Below are 15,878 nucleotides of genomic sequence, written 5' to 3' on the forward strand. Positions count from 1 at the left end.
GGTGTCAGGTTTTGCTGAAAGCTACTTCCACCAGGCATCCGGTGAGGTGTAAGCGTCGTAGCTGTTGTTGTTCCGTTCCCACTGGTACTGAGCGGAATCGTAAGCGGACATGGATTCCAGTTTTGCGTCTGGATTGGTTTTCTGCGCGTCGAAGAGGTCTTCATGGGCTTTGGTGAGCAAGTTGACGACCGGATCATTTGAAAAGAGGTCGCTCTCCTTGCCACCTGATAGTCGTTTGTAAGCGGCCTGAGCGCTGGCTTTGTTTTCTGCCCACTCAAAAGATTTCTGTTCTTCTGCGGAGGTTTCTTCCTCCAGATACTTCAAAAGAGACAGATAATTGTCTGCAGTCGGCCCAGCCTCGGGAGCGTTTTTTTTCAGGATCTCGTCAAGCTGCTCTTGCATCACTTGCTTTGCAGCTTCTATCTCTTCATCAGAGAAATAGCCGTTTTCATTGCTAGCGATCAGGTGGAGGGTCTCGCGGTCAAACTCCAGATCATCAAAGATGTCTTTACGAAACGCTTCGATGTCATCCTTGTACTTGCTGGAGGTCGTATCAAGGTCGCCATAAAGATCGGTCAGCTTAGCACGTGCATCAACGGCAGTATCCGGGGTCGGCTTTAAGTCAGGCGTCTTTGTCTTGTCTTTCGACTCATCATCCGGTGACAAAACACTCTGGTTGACACGAGTGCTGATCGACGACGACGCATTGCCTATATACTTTGCAACGCTGTAGTTGGAGAAGCTGTAGGTTCCGCCGCTACTGCTGAAAAAGCTCACAATTATTGTCCTTATAAAATCAATAGTGCGATGCTAGTGGCCCAAACCTGCGTGGCGCTGTTCTTTCTGGAAATGAAAGGCGCAAAACCGCAGTTTCTGACGTTGCGGAATCTACGTGGAAATTTTACTCTGTTTTATAAGGTTTTGGCTGTTAATCAGCGATCTCGAAGACTTCGCCTGAGTTCAGGTCCTTGATCATATCAATCGCCTGACCGCTCCAGTGATAGCTGAAATGCCGGGCCTGAAGTGGAGCTTCCACCACATCGGGATAAAACGCGGCAATACACAACCCGCCCTCGTCCCGCACACTTGGGTAGAGAATGCCATCACCACCATCTTCCAGCAGCTTGCGTGCGAAGACCTGAGAAGCGCTGTAATCATCCGGGTGGAGGAGAACTTCAAAACGAGGATCTGTTACGTCAGCAAGTTTAGCCTCAACACTGCCGATCAACTCGCGCATCTGCGCAATCCAGCCCGGTGCCTCTTGCGTGGCGGCATAGAAATTTCCGGTATGATGCACAGTCTCGAACAGCGCGGTTTCAAAAGATTTGGCGGCATAAAAAGCGCCGAAGTACCCATCATGGAAACGGCCAGTCCGGTCAGGAGAGGCATGGGTGAATGGTGCCATCAGATAGGAAGACCCCGTTCCATTGACCCGCCGCTCAACGGGTACGAGATCCAGATTGCCGATGGTTTCTGCAAGGCGCGGATTGGTGCGGCTCTCTGCAGCGGCCAAAAGTTCCCAATCTGCGGGATCGGCAATGTCTTCAAACAAATCTATGGGTGGGTAGGCCGAGTTGACCAACCGATAATATTTGGGCCAGTTGACATGTGTTTCAGGAGCTTTCAGGTCCGTCTCCACCAAAGTTAATGTGGTCACCAGTTGCCTCGCTGCGCATCAAGATATCTGCGCACGCGCATTAAGTCCGTGAGTTGTCCGCCCATCATAATTTCAAGGGCAGATCTGCCGTCAAAGTCAGTGTTGGCGCGTTTCACCCAGCCATACCCGCGGTTGGTATCACTGAACAGCAGGCGAAGCGCTTTGTGAATACCAAGCAGATTGGACAGGCGCGCCGCAAGGTCCACACTGACACGGCCATAATGTCTGGTCTTCCAGCGTTGATAGGTGCGCTTGGCAATGTCTCCCAGCAGCAAAGTGGCCTGCTCATCCGTCAACTGCCAGCGCTCAAACAAGTTGATCACCGCCCGCTGCATGGCATGCACTTCTTCCTCGGTAAACTTTGGTCCACCGGGAGCCAGAGGTTGTTCAATCTTACGAAGGCTAGGCATCTTCCCTCTCATCAAACCAGCTGAATAGCGCAATGACATATGGCACCATATTATGATTTTGGCGTCAAATGTCAAGAATCTGAACCCGGGCATACGCGAAATCAGAAATATAAAAAACCTAAAGTAGCAGTTTAATGGAGTACATCCTAAAATACGCAATAACTAATATAGGCGTGGATGACCAAGCGTCCGCCTTGATGTGTGAGAGGGGTATCTATAATTATCGATAAAAATACGAATATAAAATAGTTGGGGTGGGGCCGTGACTTATAAATCTCGCAGTTTGAGCAGTGTTTCCATATTTGCGCTTGTTTCAAACATCGTCATCGCAGCACCGCTTATGGCGCAGACGGTTCATATAACTGCACCTCAGACCGCGCCCAACGATGCTGCGCTGGACACGCAAGTGATCACTGGCCCAATCGCAGAATACTCCGGGCAATTGCAGGTGAGTGTGACCGGCGGCGAGGCTATCGGGAATGATGCGAGTGCAGAAATAACCATCCGTGGCATTAAAGGCGATATTACCCAGAACAATTCTGGTGAGATTGCTGTTGAAGTCAGCGGTGGTCTTGCGGATAGCAGTACAAACCCGAACAGCGGTGCGAATGCAGCGATCACCATTGATGGTGTTGAAGGTACGCTGGAAATAGACAATATCGGGACAATCTCGGTCAAAGGCACCAGTCAAAGTGCAACCACATCGGGCACTGGCAAAGCCAGTGTAAAAGTGAATGTGAAGGCCATTGATGGCCGGTTGATGGGCGACAACCTGGGAACGCTTTCCAGTTATGCTCAGGCAGGTTCGGCCACAGCCAACGGAAGCGGCAAGGCAGATGCGAGCGTTGAGGGCTTTGGCACCTATCTGGATGTTGAGGGAGACAACATCGGCACCATCAAGGTTGAGGGCCATGCTGGAATAGCTGTATCCGCCTCAGGCGCCGCGGATGCTGATGCCGATATCACTGGCATCGACAACGATCTTGAAGGGGCCAACAAAGGTCTGATCAGCATTCTCGCGAAAGGAGGTCAGGCTACCTCTGAAGGTGCAGGAGATGTTGATGCATATGCTCTTGCTATCGGCGTAAAAGGGGATGCGGAAGCGAATAGCGGGACTATCCTTGTTGATGCTGATAACAGAAATGGCACAGCGATCTCAGCAGGTGGAACAGCCAAAGCCGCTGCTGACGCCTATGGCATCCATGGAGATCTTCAAGGGAGTAACACGGGTCAGATTGACGTGACCTCACGTGCTGGTCGGTCAGAGACGACCGGTAGTGCTACTTCAAATTCCCAATCACTTGCGGTTGGCGTGAAGGGTCATGTTGAAGGCAACAGTGGCTTCATTCTTGTCGATGCTGATAACAGATACACCAAAGCGACCGCAGCGGATGGCGAAGCCATAACCGCTGCTGATGCCTATGGCATCCAGGGAGATCTTCAGGTTGGTAACACGGGCCGGATAAGCGTGATTTCGAGTGCTGGTCAGTCAGAAACGACCGGCAGTGCTGCTGCGAACTCCAAAACGCTGGCGGTGGGTGTGAGTGGAAATATCAAAGCGAACAGCGGTCTCATTCTCGTGAATGCTGCCGGGGGGGATGCTAAGGCGACCTCTGAAAACGGAAATGCGGATGCATCTGCTCAAGCCTCTGGTACAAAATTCAACCTGAATGATGATAATTCGGGTGAGATTAATATTCGTGCTCGTGCCGGAACCGCTTCTGGCCTCATAGCCAACGCCAATGCGTTTGCTTTTGGTCTCGAAAACAGGCTCGAAGGCGACAACTCTGGTGTAATTCGCGTTGAAGCTTTTGCCGGAACCGCGATTAGCGATGGGACCACGGGGGATGGTGCTGATGCAATTGCCATTGCTGTTGGTGTCAATGATTACATAAACGGCAGCAACAGCGGCGATGTTATTGCATTTGGTCAGGGCGGGACAGCGACAGCCAATGGCGCTACTTCCGCCGAAGCGGGTGCAAATGTTTATGGCAACAACAATGGGCTGACTAAAGATAACTCTGGTTTGATTCGAGCTGTAGGCATTGGTGGGACGGCTGAAGCTGAGGGAAACAGCCATGCTTCAACAACGACCCGCGTTATGGGGATTTTTGGTGCACTTGGTGGGACCAACAAAGGTCGCATCTTTGCGTTAACTGATGGCGGCACTGCGACAGCTACGGGCAGCGGAAATGCGAGTGCGTCTGCTGAAGGGATTGGTGTCTACAACGGCATTCGTAATACCGACCCGAATGTGACCACCGATAATTTAGGTATCGTTGTTGCGAAGGCAACCGGCGGAGCTGCAAGTTCAGTGGGTGGTAACGCTTATGGCTATGCCGACGTGTCAGCTCTTGATGGCTCACTTGGCGGTGAGAACAAAGGCTGGATCGAAGCACGAGCTGAGGGCAAAACTGCCACCACGGGAGGCGACAAAATCGCAAATGCCGAAGGTCTCGCGGTCGGGATCAAAGGGGATGCGGAAGCCAACAGTGGGACGATTTTCGTACGGGCCTTTGGGGGAAAAGCAGAAAGCCCGAATGCGGCGAAAGCCAACGGCGCAGCACGTGCCTTCGGTATCGGTTATGTAAATGGCACCACACGCTATGGTGTTGAAGGTGAGTTCACCAATACAAACCTGATTGAAGTTTCTGCCACGGCTGGTACGGCCAACGGAACGCAGGATAAAGCCCTCGCCTATGGTGTTGTGCTCAACGGTGCAACGACCCTCAACAACAGCGGTTTGATTGTAGCAACCGCAACTGGCGGCGCGGGGTCCGAGGCTTATCAGGTGCATGCCGGATCAAATGCGTTGACCGTAAACTCCTATGGCATCCTCTTCCGGGATGATTTGGATGAGAACTTCAGCGGGACCATCCAGGCGGATGACCCCAACAATGTAACGTTCAACAATGCCACGCTGCATGTGCACTTTTCCAACTCGACGAAGATTGATGAGGCCTATGAGATCCCCGATCTCGTTGCTGGTCAGGATGTTCAGCAGTTTACTCAACTGGATGCAAGCGGTGTTGTTGGTCATGGCTGGAGTGCTGAGGCTGTTGAAAGCAGTTGGGGGACCACCAATCAAGAGGTGATCTTCAGATATGCGCCGGAAGTCTCCAGTCCGCAGCTGGTCGCGCAGCAGCAACGTGGGGTGATTGATGCCACGCAGCGCATTGGTGAAGGGTTGTTGACAGACCTGATGTTAAAGGGAGACAGCGCCAGCGGAGAAGGTTTGCTGCTGGCATATGACGATAAGCCGGCATCAGATGCAGAAAATGCTGTTGCTGATATGGTAAGCCAGCCACACCTTGCTGAACAGTATGGTGTGTTTTATGCAGCCCCTCTTCATCTTTATCAGCAAAATCTGGATGGAGATCTGGGCTACTCCGCTAGCACCACAGGTGTGGTGACAGGTTACAACCGTGTCGTTTCGCCGGATCTGATTGTTGGAGCGAACGTCTTTTACGGTCACAGTGCACTGGATTTCAACGGCATCTATGATCAGGCCAAAGAAATGGTCGATACCTATGGCTTTGGTGTACAGGGCGCATATCGCAAAGATGCGGTGCTGCTTACCGGGCAAAGCACGTTCTATCACACCAGCAACACCTATAAGGATGGTTCAGCACAGGCGAGCGAGACCTATGACAGCCAGAACCTGCTGACCCGTGTCGCGGCCAAGTACATCTGGGAGTATGGCAACAACACCTTCACGCCGGAAGTTGGACTGAGCCATCTTTGGCACTCTCGCGGCGCATTCGGCGTCGACAATCAAGGTGTGCCGGATGTGAGCTATGACGCTATCAACAATCACCAGTTCTCAGTTGATGCCTCCCTCGGTTGGGCAGGCACATATCAGGTGCAGGAGGGTGAGCTGAAAGCCAATCTGCGTGCTGGCCTGCGTCAGATTTTGGGTGATGGCGGGTTTAAGGATGTGTTGCGTTCAGGTGCAAACGGTAAGGCGTCTGTGACCAGCGATAGTGACCAGACACTGGCGCGTGCCTCTGCCTCACTGGAATACTCCAAAGGCAACTTTGGGGCTTCTGTTGGTGTGCTGGGAGAGTACGGCGAAAACACCCGAAATACAGCCTTCTTCGGGCGTGTGTCCTATAAATTCTGATTAAACGGGAGTGCATACTGGAGCGGCTTGGGTGCTCCAGTATGCTTGCTGGCCAAGGGAAGCGTAGAGTGTGGAGTGTACACTCGGCCAACTCACTCAGTGTTCCGTTGTCTTTGAGGAGTGATAGGGGCAAAGGCCGATCAAGTGCTTGTTGGTTTCAAAAGCCTCGTTGATGCCTGTGATTTGACATATCTGGCGCCTCTGCGGCCTGCGCTCAGGTAAAAGGGTAAGCTTGCTGCAATGAGGTATTTGCTGATACGGGCTAACCACTTGCCTGCCTTTTCCGGCGAGCCGACGCCAAAGACGGGGTTGGGTGCGTATTCCAGCACGTTTTTCTCAATGTGGTGAGCTACATCTATTCCATACATGTCACGGACTGCTTTCAGGGCGACTTCATAGGAGCCGATGGCAGGGCCCGCGCTGTAAAACTTGCCATCAACCGCCACCTCTGTTCCGCTGGATTTAGCGCCGAGTTTGTCCAGCAACGGGGTGTGATGGAAATTGGAGGTGGCTGTTTTGCCATCCAGAATGCCAGCTGCTGCATACACCAATGTTCCTGCACAGACGGAAATCATGCCTTTTGCAGCAGGTTCCTGTCGCCGGATGAAATCCAGCAGTTCCTTGTCTTTCAGCAGCATTGGCTGTGTTGCGCCCATAATGACGAAGTCAACCTGCGGGCACGTGGCAAAGGTGGTGGTTGGCACGACCTTGGGGCCAAGCAAGCATTGCACTGGAGTTTTGTCGTGAGAGACCACATGTAGCTTAGAGTTGGGGAACGCACTCAAAACTTCAACTGCTCCCAGGAAGTCTGGCAAATAGCATCCTGAGGGCAGTGCCATAGCGATGGTTGGAGCATCGCCAGCTGTCAGATCCACTGGCTTTTTTGGAGTGTGAGCGGTGAACTGAGGGTGCGGGTCGTATTCCAGTGTCAGCTCTGCAAACTTGGCAAAGCTGGTGCCGCGTAGCTTTTCCAGCACCATGAAGGCAGCTTCGATCATGCCTGTGGAATGACCTGCGGTGTAAAATTTGCCATCCACCACTGCCCTGCGCTCAAACACTGGTTTGACGCCGTAGTCAGCCAGCAATTTTGCTCCCTGATCACCTGCGGTTGCGGCTTTGCCTTCCAACACATCGGCCTTGGCAAGCGCAAGAACGCCGCCGCTTGAGGCGACCACATAGGCAACCCGTGAGCACTGATCAGTCAGAAATGCATGGAAGGCGGGATCATCCTGTGCCGCTGTCGGAATGTCTGGAATGACCAGCACATCGAGTGTGTGCGGTCTTGAAAGACACGATCCGGCACAAGGGTCAGACCATGCTGACCAGTTACTGGTTTTGTGGTCGCGCCAATAATGCTGGAGCGATTGAGTGGATTGATACCCAGAACGGCCTGCATTTCACCAAGTTCGGATTCATTGAATCCAGGCAAAGCAACATAACCGATACGATAGCGTTTCATGGGGACACTCCATTTCCTTCAGTGGGGCGAGCCTAACTAAAGATTCTCGCCATTCAATTTTGACAAGTTATATAAAAAATGTAAAAAGAGTCAAATGGCATCGATGATCAACTACAAGCCCGTGGTCGAGCTGCTCAGCCACTACGGTCTTCAAAAGACAACCATGAGTGATCTGGCAGAGGCTGTCGGGGTCACACGGCAGACGCTGTACAATCGCTTCAAGACGAAAGACCATGTGCGTGACTGGGCATTGCTGGAGTTTATGTCTGAGGTGAATGACACGGCCATCGCTGTGTTGGACAATGCACCACCCGATGCTGCGCTGGACGCTATTCTGGAGGCGTTCGAGCGGTGGGGCGGGGATCATGTATCGATGGTCTGCCAGTCACCTCATGGTGCTGACATATTGGAGGGTGGGTTACAGCTGGTCGCATCCAGAGCAGAAACACCCATCGACCGTTTCGAAAACTGCTTAGAAAAATTCATCGAAAACAGACAGCTCTCGCCTTCTCCTGCAGAGACGACCATGGTCCTCGTGCTGGCTGCCAAAGGGGTCTTTGTTACCTCTGCAAATGCAAAGGATTATTCGGAAAAGGTGGAGGCGGTGGTCAAGGCTCTGCTGGGTGCCAGGCAGGTTGCGTAAGAGCGGCTTATTTTACTTTGCAACGCACGCAAAACGTAAAGAACGCAAACGAACGCACAAATGAACGCAAACTGAACTGGCGGGACTTATGCCCGTCATGGAGCGGACAATAAAAAACCGGCACAGAGCATAACTCCGCACCGGTTCTCATAATGGGGAATGCTAGAAGCTTAGCTCAAGCGCGCCAGAATTGCTTTTGCTGCAGCTTCAGAGGAAGCCGGGTTCTGACCGGAGATCAGGTTGCCATCTTCCAGAATGAAAGAGCCCCAGTCAGCGCCCTTCTCATAGATCGCGCCTTTTTCCTGCAAGGCATCTTCCACCAGCAACGGCACAACGTCAGTCAGCTGCACAGCGTCTTCTTCTGTGTTGGAGAAGCCGGTGACTTTCTTACCGTTAACCAGCGCAGAGCCATCTGCAGCCTTAGCGTTGACCAATGCGGCAGAGGCATGACAGACAACGCCGACAGGTTTGCCAGCGGAATACAGCTGCTCGATCAGAGAGATGGAGGCTGTGTTGTCTACCAGATCCCACAGCGGACCATGGCCACCAGGGTAAAACACAGCGTCAAATGCATCGGCAGAAACGCTGTCCAGCTTTACGGTGTTGGCCAAAGCATCATTTGCGGCTGCATCGGCCTTGAAGCGGTCAGTTGCGGCAGTCTGGAAATCCGGCAGGTCGCTCTTCGGGTCCAGCGGAGGCTGGCCGCCAGCAGGAGAGGCCAGAGTGATTGTCGCGCCAGCGTCTTTGAAGACGTAGTAAGGGGCCGCGAACTCTTCCAGCCAGAAGCCGGTCTTTTCGCCTGTGTTGCCCAGCTTGTCGTGGGATGTGAGGACCATAAGCACGTTCATTGTGATCTACCTTTCAGCAGGCATAGGGGGAGTAGCCACCAGTGCCGTGGCACTGGTGTTCGTGTTGTTTTTGTTCTTCTCGTTTAGAGATCAGTCGCCGATTTTTACGACGAGTTTGCCGAAGTTCTTACCTTCCAGGAGGCCCATGAAAGCTTCCGGCGCATTTTCCAAACCGTCTACCATTTGCTCGCGGTACTTCACTTTACCCTCTGCAATCCACTGCTGCATATCCGCTGCGAATTTAGGGTAAAGATTTGGGAAACTGTCAAAGATGATGAAGCCCTGCATGCGGATTTTCTTCACCAGCAAAGTGCCCATCAACAGGCCCATACGATCCGGACCATCCGGCAGGCTCGTTGCGTTGTATTGAGAGATCAATCCACACAACGGAATACGGGCATTTGCGTTGAGAAGCGGCAAAACCGCATCAAACACAGCACCGCCAACATTCTCAAAATAAACGTCAATTCCGTCCGGACAGGCGGCTTTCAGGTCTTGTGCGAAGGTTGGGGAGTTGCGGTCAAGGCAGACGTCAAAACCAAGGTTATCAACGGCGTGCTTGCACTTTTCCGCACCGCCCGCGATGCCAACAACGCGGCAACCTTTGATCTTGCCGATCTGGCCAACGGTTGCGCCAACTGGGCCGGAAGCTGCTGCAACAGCAATGGTTTCACCCGGTTTCGGCTCGCCAATTTCCAACAGGCCAGCGTAGGCCGTAAAGCCCGGCATACCCATAATACCCAGTGCCCAGGATGGCAATGCTGGCTCTTTGCCAAGGTTGAAAACCATCTCGCCATTGGAAATTGAGTAGTCTTGCCAACCACCCAGGCTCACCACCCAGTCGCCTTCGCTGAAGTTCTTCAGGTTGGATTTCACCACCACAGAAACAGTTCCACCGACCATCGCGTCCCCGATTTCCACCGGATCTGCATAGGATTTGGCATCGCTCATACGACCGCGCATATACGGGTCCAGAGACAGATAAATCGTGCGCAGCAGCATTTCGCCTTCACCCGGTGCTGGGATAACGGCTTCTTCAAGACGGAAGTTTTTGGATGTTGGAGCCCCGACAGGGCGTTCCGCCAGCACAATCTGGCGGTTCACTTCGGTATTCTGCGGCATTTCAGGTTCCTCAATTAATGTCAGTAATACTTTGTTATTATTTGGTTTTATGAATTCAGTTTGGTGTAAACGCGCAGGTCCACATTGCCACAAATGGCGTTGGAGTACGGGCAAAGCGTGTGAGCTGTCTGGATCACGTCATCGGCTTGCTCACGGGTTAAACCGGAGAATTCCAGGTGCAGGTCAATATCCAGCACAAATCCACCCTCTGCTTTTTCGATAACATCGCCTTCGGCACGCACCTCAATGGAGTTCAACGGGTATTCTTTGTGTCCGGAAACCATTTTTAGCGAATGCTCAAAGCAAGAGGCATAACCCACCGCGAAGAGTTCTTCCGGTGTAATGCCAGGGCCTTCAACTCCTGGAGGGGTCACTCGAATTTTAGCAGCTTCGTCGCTCAACGTCGGTTTGGCGGAGCGTCCGTTTTCTGCTGTAGTGTCAGTGTCATAGAAGACTTTCATATCTTCACCTTAGATTTTGGACTGGCGTCTGATGGACTAGGGTTCATACGGGTTGATGGCGTTATGCAGCAGGCAGCATTATTTCTGTGACCTCCAGTGCTTTCTGGAGTGGTTTCTTATCTCGTGTAACTTTTCCGATGAGGCTGGCGCCGAGCCACATCTGGTAGAGCACCTGAGCGGCCATTCTGGCTTCTAACTTGGGTGCCATAGAACCGTCTTTGATGCCGGCTTCTATGATGTCGCCTAAACGTTTCTCTACTCTGGTGGTCATCTGGGCCAGCAGCTCTCTCATATCTTCAGAAATGTCTGCTATTTCCGCGCTTAGCTTTACGATCAGACAGTGCTTTGATGCATCCTCGGAGTGCTGATAGTTCTCCCAAAGGTGCCAGTACTGGAACAGCTTTTCACGCATGCTCAGAGCCTCTGTCGCAAGCAGAGCATCCAAGCTTCTCATATATTCATCTAGGTATTGTTGGACGAGTACGCAACCAAAGTGCTCTTTGGACTCGAAGTAATGATAGAATGAGCCTTTAGGAACGCCGGCGGTTTTTAACAGTACGCTCAGGCCCATGCTGGAAAAACCCTGCTCTGCTATCAACTTACGTCCGGTTTCCAAGATGTGTAGTCTTGTGGCTTCGCTTTTCTTCATCTTCATAAGGTATGTTTTAATTAAAAATAGACCGGTCGTCTAGCCCACTTCGGAATATCCCTTATGACGTCTATTCACAAGGACTTCAATGCGGGTAATTCCCTGAGTGGAATAGCGGGGATTGTTTTTGATTGCGGTTAAGGCCGGGGCTGAGTTATGCCCGCAGACCCTCTTCCATGATCGACCATGAATTGTCGAAGCGCTGTTCGAAGTCTGTCGACTCTTCAAGACGGGAAATGATCAAAGTCCCTTCGACGAGAGCGATTATAGCTTCCACCACGTCGTGCTCGTCTTTCTCTTTGATAGTCCCTTGCTCGATGCCTTCCTTGACCAGATCGGAAAGCCGGGCTTTGATCTGCCCGAAGAAACGGCGCAGAACCACCTTGGCCACGTTGTGGCGATAGAACTCAAACCAGATCGCGGTGATCACCCTGTGGGTCCGCAGGAAAATCAGCGCTGTTTTGCAGATGAAGTAAATCTGCTGCAGCTGCGTTTCCTCGTCCTTGTCATGGTCATCCAGCTGAATGCGCAGGGCATCTTCATAGGTGGTGATGTATTCGGCAAGTACCTGATCTTTCGTAGGAAAGACCTGCGTTACATCCTTAACCTTCAGGCCAGCGTTAGCGGCGATATCAGCGTAAGTGGTCTCAAAGTAACCGAACTTCTCAAAGCAGGTTATAGCGGCTTCGAGAATGGAAGATTTGGAAGCAGGTACAAGGAAGTCCTCTGAATACTCGGAGTGGGACCTGTTCGTATCACTCATAATTCGCCTCTTTCCCAAATCGTCGCCTGCTACATACTCAACTCTGCAAGCAGTCTGATTAGAAACACATGATGGGACAACATTTTGCCAAGATGATGGTAAATCGCCATCTATGATTTCTGATAAATATAGATCGCTTGCTGAATTCCGCCGTTCTAATAGGGGCTTACAGGGTTCTCAAGTCGGTCTTTTACATATTACGCAACGCGCTCGAACACGCTTGTCTGGAAATTCTGCTGGTTTTTCTTTGGCGTAATGTGAGTATGCGTTTGTGCATCCGTCAGCGCAAAGACACCCGGCGCAAGCGCCTGGAGTTTCGCGGCAAGTGTGCGCGAAGAGTACCGCTGCACAGGAAGGCCGGAACATTTCTCAGGACCATCCTCAGAAAAGCTGGAGATGATTGCAGTGCCACCAACGGGAACAGCCTTAACCAACGCGTTTATATAGGCTTTCTGGTCTTCAATCTCCGTGAGGAAGTGGAAAACAGCGCGGTCATGCCAGACCTGATAGGTCTTCTCTGGTGTCCAGGTGGTGATGTCTGCGTTGATCCACTCTACATCATCCGCAACGCCACCAAGACGCTCTTTGCCAGCGTCCAGCACGACAGATGAGATATCGAGAACGGCAAGCGGTCCATAACCTGCAGCGTGCAGTATGCTTATCAGTTTGGAAGCGCCACCACCCACATCAATGAAGGTTTCGCCCAGTTTGAGATGCTGGGTGACGAGCTGATAAGACAGTGTTGGCTGGGTCTCATACCAGGTCAGATACTCTTCTTCGCGAGCATCATAAACCGCATTCCAGTGCGCGACTTTCTCGTTCATCTCAGGCCTCGTTTCTGCAACACGGCTTATATGGGAGTAGCCGGCTAAGAAAGCAATATATAATTTAGCTAATTCTAAATTACAATCAATGGATTGTGCGAATGACCCAGCGTCCGGCTCTGGTCTACTAGGAGTTTAAGCGATTTTGCAGTGTTCGTGCAGTTACGTTTTTACGATGCGGACAAGCCCATGTTGCCTGTTAAAGGCCTGTTCTGGTCTTTGGTTGATCCTAGTCTTTAACAATTGCGCAAAGAACCAAGGATCAGCCAATGCCTGAGAGGAAGAAGCTCGGTAATAATCTGGACAAGGTTGAAGTACGGCCCGTGGAATTTGAGTGTCACGGTGAAGTCTTGCATGGAGATCTCTACCTCCCGAAAAAAAGACCGCCCAACGGCAAGCTTCCCGGGGTTGTGGTCACCGGAGCCTGGACTTCAGTGAAAGAGCAGATGGCAGGTCTTTACGCCTCCGAGCTTGCCATGCGTGGCTTTGTAGCGCTGGCATTCGATTTTCGGGGCTGGGGTCTTTCTGCGCATGATGGCAAAACCAAGTATCTGGAAGACCCTGTCCGCAAGACGGATGATATCCGCGCGGCTATTGATTTCATGGGACGATGCCCGGATGTGAATCCGGACAGGATTTGCGGATTGGGGATTTGCGCTTCAGCAGGGTACATGAGCGCTGCAACAGGTGGAAACCGGCACGTCCACTCACTGGCACTTGTCGCTCCCTGGCTTCATAATTCGGAAATTATCTCAGAGGTTTACGGCGGTGTGGAAGGCGTCAGCAACTTGATGAAGGTGGGCCGCGATGCTCTGACCCATGAAGAGCCGCGCTACATTGTAGCCGCGAGTAAAGTTGATGACACCGCACTGATGTTTGACGTGGAGTATTACACCGAAGAAGACCGTGGCCTGATCCCGGAGTTTGACAACAAGTTCAATCTGGCTTCGTGGGAAGCGTGGCTAACGTTTGATGGTGTGCACACGGCGGACAAGCAAAATCAACCAACCCTGATTGTGCACAGTGAGGCTGCCGCGATCCCCAAAGGTGCCAAGGAGTTTGCGCGGCGTATGGGTGACCGAGCGACCACGTTGTGGTTTGAGGATGTCAGCCAGTTTGACTTTTATGACAAGACCCAACCCATTGACCGGGCTTTGGAAGCTGTCGCTGAACACTTCCTTTCCACGCTTTGAGCAGGATCTTTGATGAGCGACCCATCCGACCTTGAAACAGCAAAAGACACCGCCGCCATAACCACGGTGCTGGAAGGCGTTGTGAACTGTTTTGATCGGGGGGATTATGAGAGCCTTGGTCTGCTTTATAGCGACCACGTGGAGATGGATTACAGCTCGCTGCTTGGTGGCACAGCGCATAAGAAGACACGGGAACAACAGTTGATGGACTGGGCAGAGCTGCTGCCGGGGTTCGATCTGATGCGCCATTCCCTCAATGATTTCAATATCCGCATCGAAGAAGGCATCGCCAACGCCTCGTGCTCGGTTGCGGGGCAGCTGTATGTTGGTGACAAGGTTTGGGAGGTCGAGGGCCTCTATCAGTTCCGCCTTCATAAGCGCAGCAATCACTGGCGTATCTTCAAGCATAGTTTTGTGCTGAAGAGTGAGAATGGCAATGGCGATATATTGGAGACAGCCAAGAGCAGAGCCAAGGCCCATCCACCTGCTTTCCTGAAACGACGCAAGGCGCAAGCTGCTGTTGTTAAGTTCCTCAAGGCCTTGGAAAATAAGGACATGGAGGCTCTTGCTGATGTCTGGTCGGAAAAGGCCGTGCAAGATATGCCCTACTCGCCTGATGGCTTTCCCGATGTGGTGGAAGGCAAGGCGAACTTGATCAAGCACTACAGCGCGTGGCCGGAAAATGCCGGAGAAGCGGATTTCACCTCTAACCTGAAATTCTACCCGATGATATCGCCTGAATGGGTTTTTGCGGAGTTTACGGGGGAGGTCGAGATACTGACCACAGGACGGGAATACAACCAGATTTATGGCGGCTTGTTCCACGTGCCTCATGGTAAAATTCAGTATTATCGCGAGTACTTTAACCCAGAACCCTTCCGCTTTGCCTACGACTTGGATGAGGGAAGAGACCCTGATCACTTTCTCATTGGCGAGCCTTGATGATAATATAAAAATGAATTACTTATTTAATTGTAAGTGAATGTTGGTGTGAACTGAACAGAGGTGCCAGATGGCCAGACGTGCGTTGATTACCGGTGGTAACAGGGGCATTGGGTATGCCATCGCAAAAGGACTGAAAAAAGAAGGCCTTGACGTCATTATAGGCTCGCGCAATGCGGAAGCAGGCGCGGAAGCTGCCAAGCAGCTTGACTGCGGGCATGTGCATCTGGATGTCGCGGACTTGCGCTCCATCGAACAGGCCTTTGATGACATTGGGATTATTGATGTTCTGGTGAACAACGCAGGCGTTCTCTATGAAGAGCCGATGTTGGAAAACCCTGCACAGTTTGAGCAGAGCATGCAAGTGATGGTGCATGGTCCGTATCACCTGATCCGACGTGCGGCTCCTGCTATGATCGATAGGCAATACGGGCGCATTGTGAACATGAGCTCCAACTGGGGGTCTTTCACTGAAGGGTTGGCTGGCCCCGGCGCTTATGGCGTGGCGAAGGCAGCGCTCAATGCCCTAACCCTTGCGCTTTCCCGCGAACTGCCGTCTTGTGTGAAGATCAACTCCATGTGCCCTGGATGGGTCGCAACCCGAATGGGCGGTGAAACTGCGCCACGGACACCAGAGCAAGGTGCCGAAACCGGAATATGGCTCGCCACACTGCCAGAAGCCGGACCAAATGGCGGATTCTTCAGCGACCATCACCCGATGGGGTGGTAGAAAACTGCATTTGCTACAGCGTATCTCCGAAAAGTGGAAACCGGTTTTCGGATA

General features: G+C 52.1%; 16 protein-coding genes and 1 pseudogene. 5 read left to right on the top strand and 12 right to left on the bottom strand.

Translation table 11 applies throughout. From position 1 onward, the window contains the following. Positions 1-21: 21 nt before the first annotated feature. The 3 genes from PsAD13_RS10210 to PsAD13_RS10220 all read right to left on the bottom strand — a co-directional run bounded on the left by PsAD13_RS10210 (position 22) and on the right by PsAD13_RS10220 (position 1,992). On the bottom strand, positions 22-777 hold the full coding sequence (locus PsAD13_RS10210; protein ID WP_208986520.1) for a hypothetical protein: 756 nt from the start codon (positions 775-777) through the stop codon (positions 22-24). A gap of 151 nt (positions 778-928) precedes the next feature. Then, positions 929-1,657, bottom strand: a complete 729-nt coding sequence (locus PsAD13_RS10215) for an RES family NAD+ phosphorylase (RefSeq protein WP_244275142.1) — start codon at positions 1,655-1,657, stop codon at positions 929-931. Next, positions 1,654-1,992 carry an MbcA/ParS/Xre antitoxin family protein gene (locus PsAD13_RS10220; protein ID WP_082831182.1) on the bottom strand — a complete coding sequence of 113 codons (339 nt, stop codon included), beginning with the start codon at positions 1,990-1,992 and terminating at the stop codon, positions 1,654-1,656. Before PsAD13_RS10220 ends, PsAD13_RS10215 begins: the two co-directional genes overlap by 4 nt. A 337-nt stretch (positions 1,993-2,329) precedes the next feature. Between PsAD13_RS10220 and PsAD13_RS10225 the strand changes: the two genes are divergently transcribed. Further along, on the top strand, positions 2,330-6,190 hold the full coding sequence (locus PsAD13_RS10225; protein WP_208986521.1) for an autotransporter domain-containing protein: 3,861 nt from the start codon (positions 2,330-2,332) through the stop codon (positions 6,188-6,190). Between the two features lie 140 nt (positions 6,191-6,330). Here the strand turns inward: PsAD13_RS10225 and PsAD13_RS10230 are convergent, their stop codons facing one another. Further along, entirely contained in the window at positions 6,331-7,455 is a 1,125-nt protein-coding gene (locus tag PsAD13_RS10230; protein ID WP_208986522.1) for a DJ-1/PfpI family protein, read from the bottom strand. Then, positions 7,392-7,649 (bottom strand): hypothetical protein, encoded by a 258-nt coding sequence (locus PsAD13_RS28080; protein WP_208986523.1) that lies wholly within the window; start codon positions 7,647-7,649, stop codon positions 7,392-7,394. Before PsAD13_RS28080 ends, PsAD13_RS10230 begins: the two co-directional genes overlap by 64 nt. A gap of 94 nt (positions 7,650-7,743) precedes the next feature. Between PsAD13_RS28080 and PsAD13_RS10235 the strand changes: the two genes are divergently transcribed. After that, positions 7,744-8,292, top strand: coding sequence for a TetR/AcrR family transcriptional regulator (locus PsAD13_RS10235; protein ID WP_208986524.1), 549 nt, complete (start codon positions 7,744-7,746; stop codon positions 8,290-8,292). 170 nt (positions 8,293-8,462) lie between these two features. Here the strand turns inward: PsAD13_RS10235 and PsAD13_RS10240 are convergent, their stop codons facing one another. From PsAD13_RS10240 to PsAD13_RS10265, 7 genes and pseudogenes are all read right to left on the bottom strand, one after another. Further along, on the bottom strand, positions 8,463-9,140 hold the full coding sequence (locus tag PsAD13_RS10240) for a type 1 glutamine amidotransferase domain-containing protein (RefSeq protein ID WP_063318078.1): 678 nt from the start codon (positions 9,138-9,140) through the stop codon (positions 8,463-8,465). 90 nt (positions 9,141-9,230) lie between these two features. Beyond that, positions 9,231-10,262 (bottom strand): NADP-dependent oxidoreductase, encoded by a 1,032-nt coding sequence (locus PsAD13_RS10245; RefSeq protein ID WP_063318079.1) that lies wholly within the window; start codon positions 10,260-10,262, stop codon positions 9,231-9,233. Between the two features lie 47 nt (positions 10,263-10,309). After that, positions 10,310-10,723, bottom strand: a complete 414-nt coding sequence (locus tag PsAD13_RS10250) for an Ohr family peroxiredoxin (RefSeq protein ID WP_084404692.1) — start codon at positions 10,721-10,723, stop codon at positions 10,310-10,312. Positions 10,724-10,784: 61 nt separating this feature from the next. Next, a complete protein-coding gene (locus PsAD13_RS10255; protein ID WP_244275146.1) occupies positions 10,785-11,177 on the bottom strand; it encodes a TetR family transcriptional regulator C-terminal domain-containing protein in 393 nt (130 codons plus the stop codon). 51 nt (positions 11,178-11,228) lie between these two features. Further along, positions 11,229-11,378 (bottom strand): annotated as a pseudogene (locus PsAD13_RS28495) (TetR/AcrR family transcriptional regulator); the annotation flags it as partial. A gap of 148 nt (positions 11,379-11,526) precedes the next feature. Further along, positions 11,527-12,135: a TetR/AcrR family transcriptional regulator gene (locus PsAD13_RS10260; protein WP_063318080.1), complete on the bottom strand. Its 609-nt coding sequence runs from the start codon at positions 12,133-12,135 to the stop codon at positions 11,527-11,529. A 197-nt stretch (positions 12,136-12,332) separates the two neighbouring features. Next, positions 12,333-12,959 (bottom strand): class I SAM-dependent methyltransferase, encoded by a 627-nt coding sequence (locus PsAD13_RS10265; protein ID WP_063304593.1) that lies wholly within the window; start codon positions 12,957-12,959, stop codon positions 12,333-12,335. A 269-nt stretch (positions 12,960-13,228) separates the two neighbouring features. Between PsAD13_RS10265 and PsAD13_RS10270 the strand changes: the two genes are divergently transcribed. The 3 genes from PsAD13_RS10270 (at position 13,229) to PsAD13_RS10280 (ending at position 15,824) form a co-directional block, all read left to right on the top strand. After that, the gene (locus tag PsAD13_RS10270; protein ID WP_063318081.1) at positions 13,229-14,152 is read left to right on the top strand and encodes an alpha/beta hydrolase; all 924 of its coding nucleotides are present in this window, start codon (positions 13,229-13,231) and stop codon (positions 14,150-14,152) included. A gap of 12 nt (positions 14,153-14,164) precedes the next feature. Then, positions 14,165-15,094, top strand: coding sequence for a nuclear transport factor 2 family protein (locus tag PsAD13_RS10275; RefSeq protein ID WP_063318082.1), 930 nt, complete (start codon positions 14,165-14,167; stop codon positions 15,092-15,094). A 70-nt stretch (positions 15,095-15,164) separates the two neighbouring features. Then, complete coding sequence (locus PsAD13_RS10280; protein ID WP_057462417.1) at positions 15,165-15,824, top strand: SDR family NAD(P)-dependent oxidoreductase; 660 nt, start codon at positions 15,165-15,167, stop codon at positions 15,822-15,824. The last annotated feature ends 54 nt before the right edge of the window (positions 15,825-15,878 follow it).

The sequence above is a fragment of the Pseudovibrio sp. Ad13 genome (assembly GCF_001623225.1).
Taxonomy (GTDB): domain Bacteria; phylum Pseudomonadota; class Alphaproteobacteria; order Rhizobiales; family Stappiaceae; genus Pseudovibrio.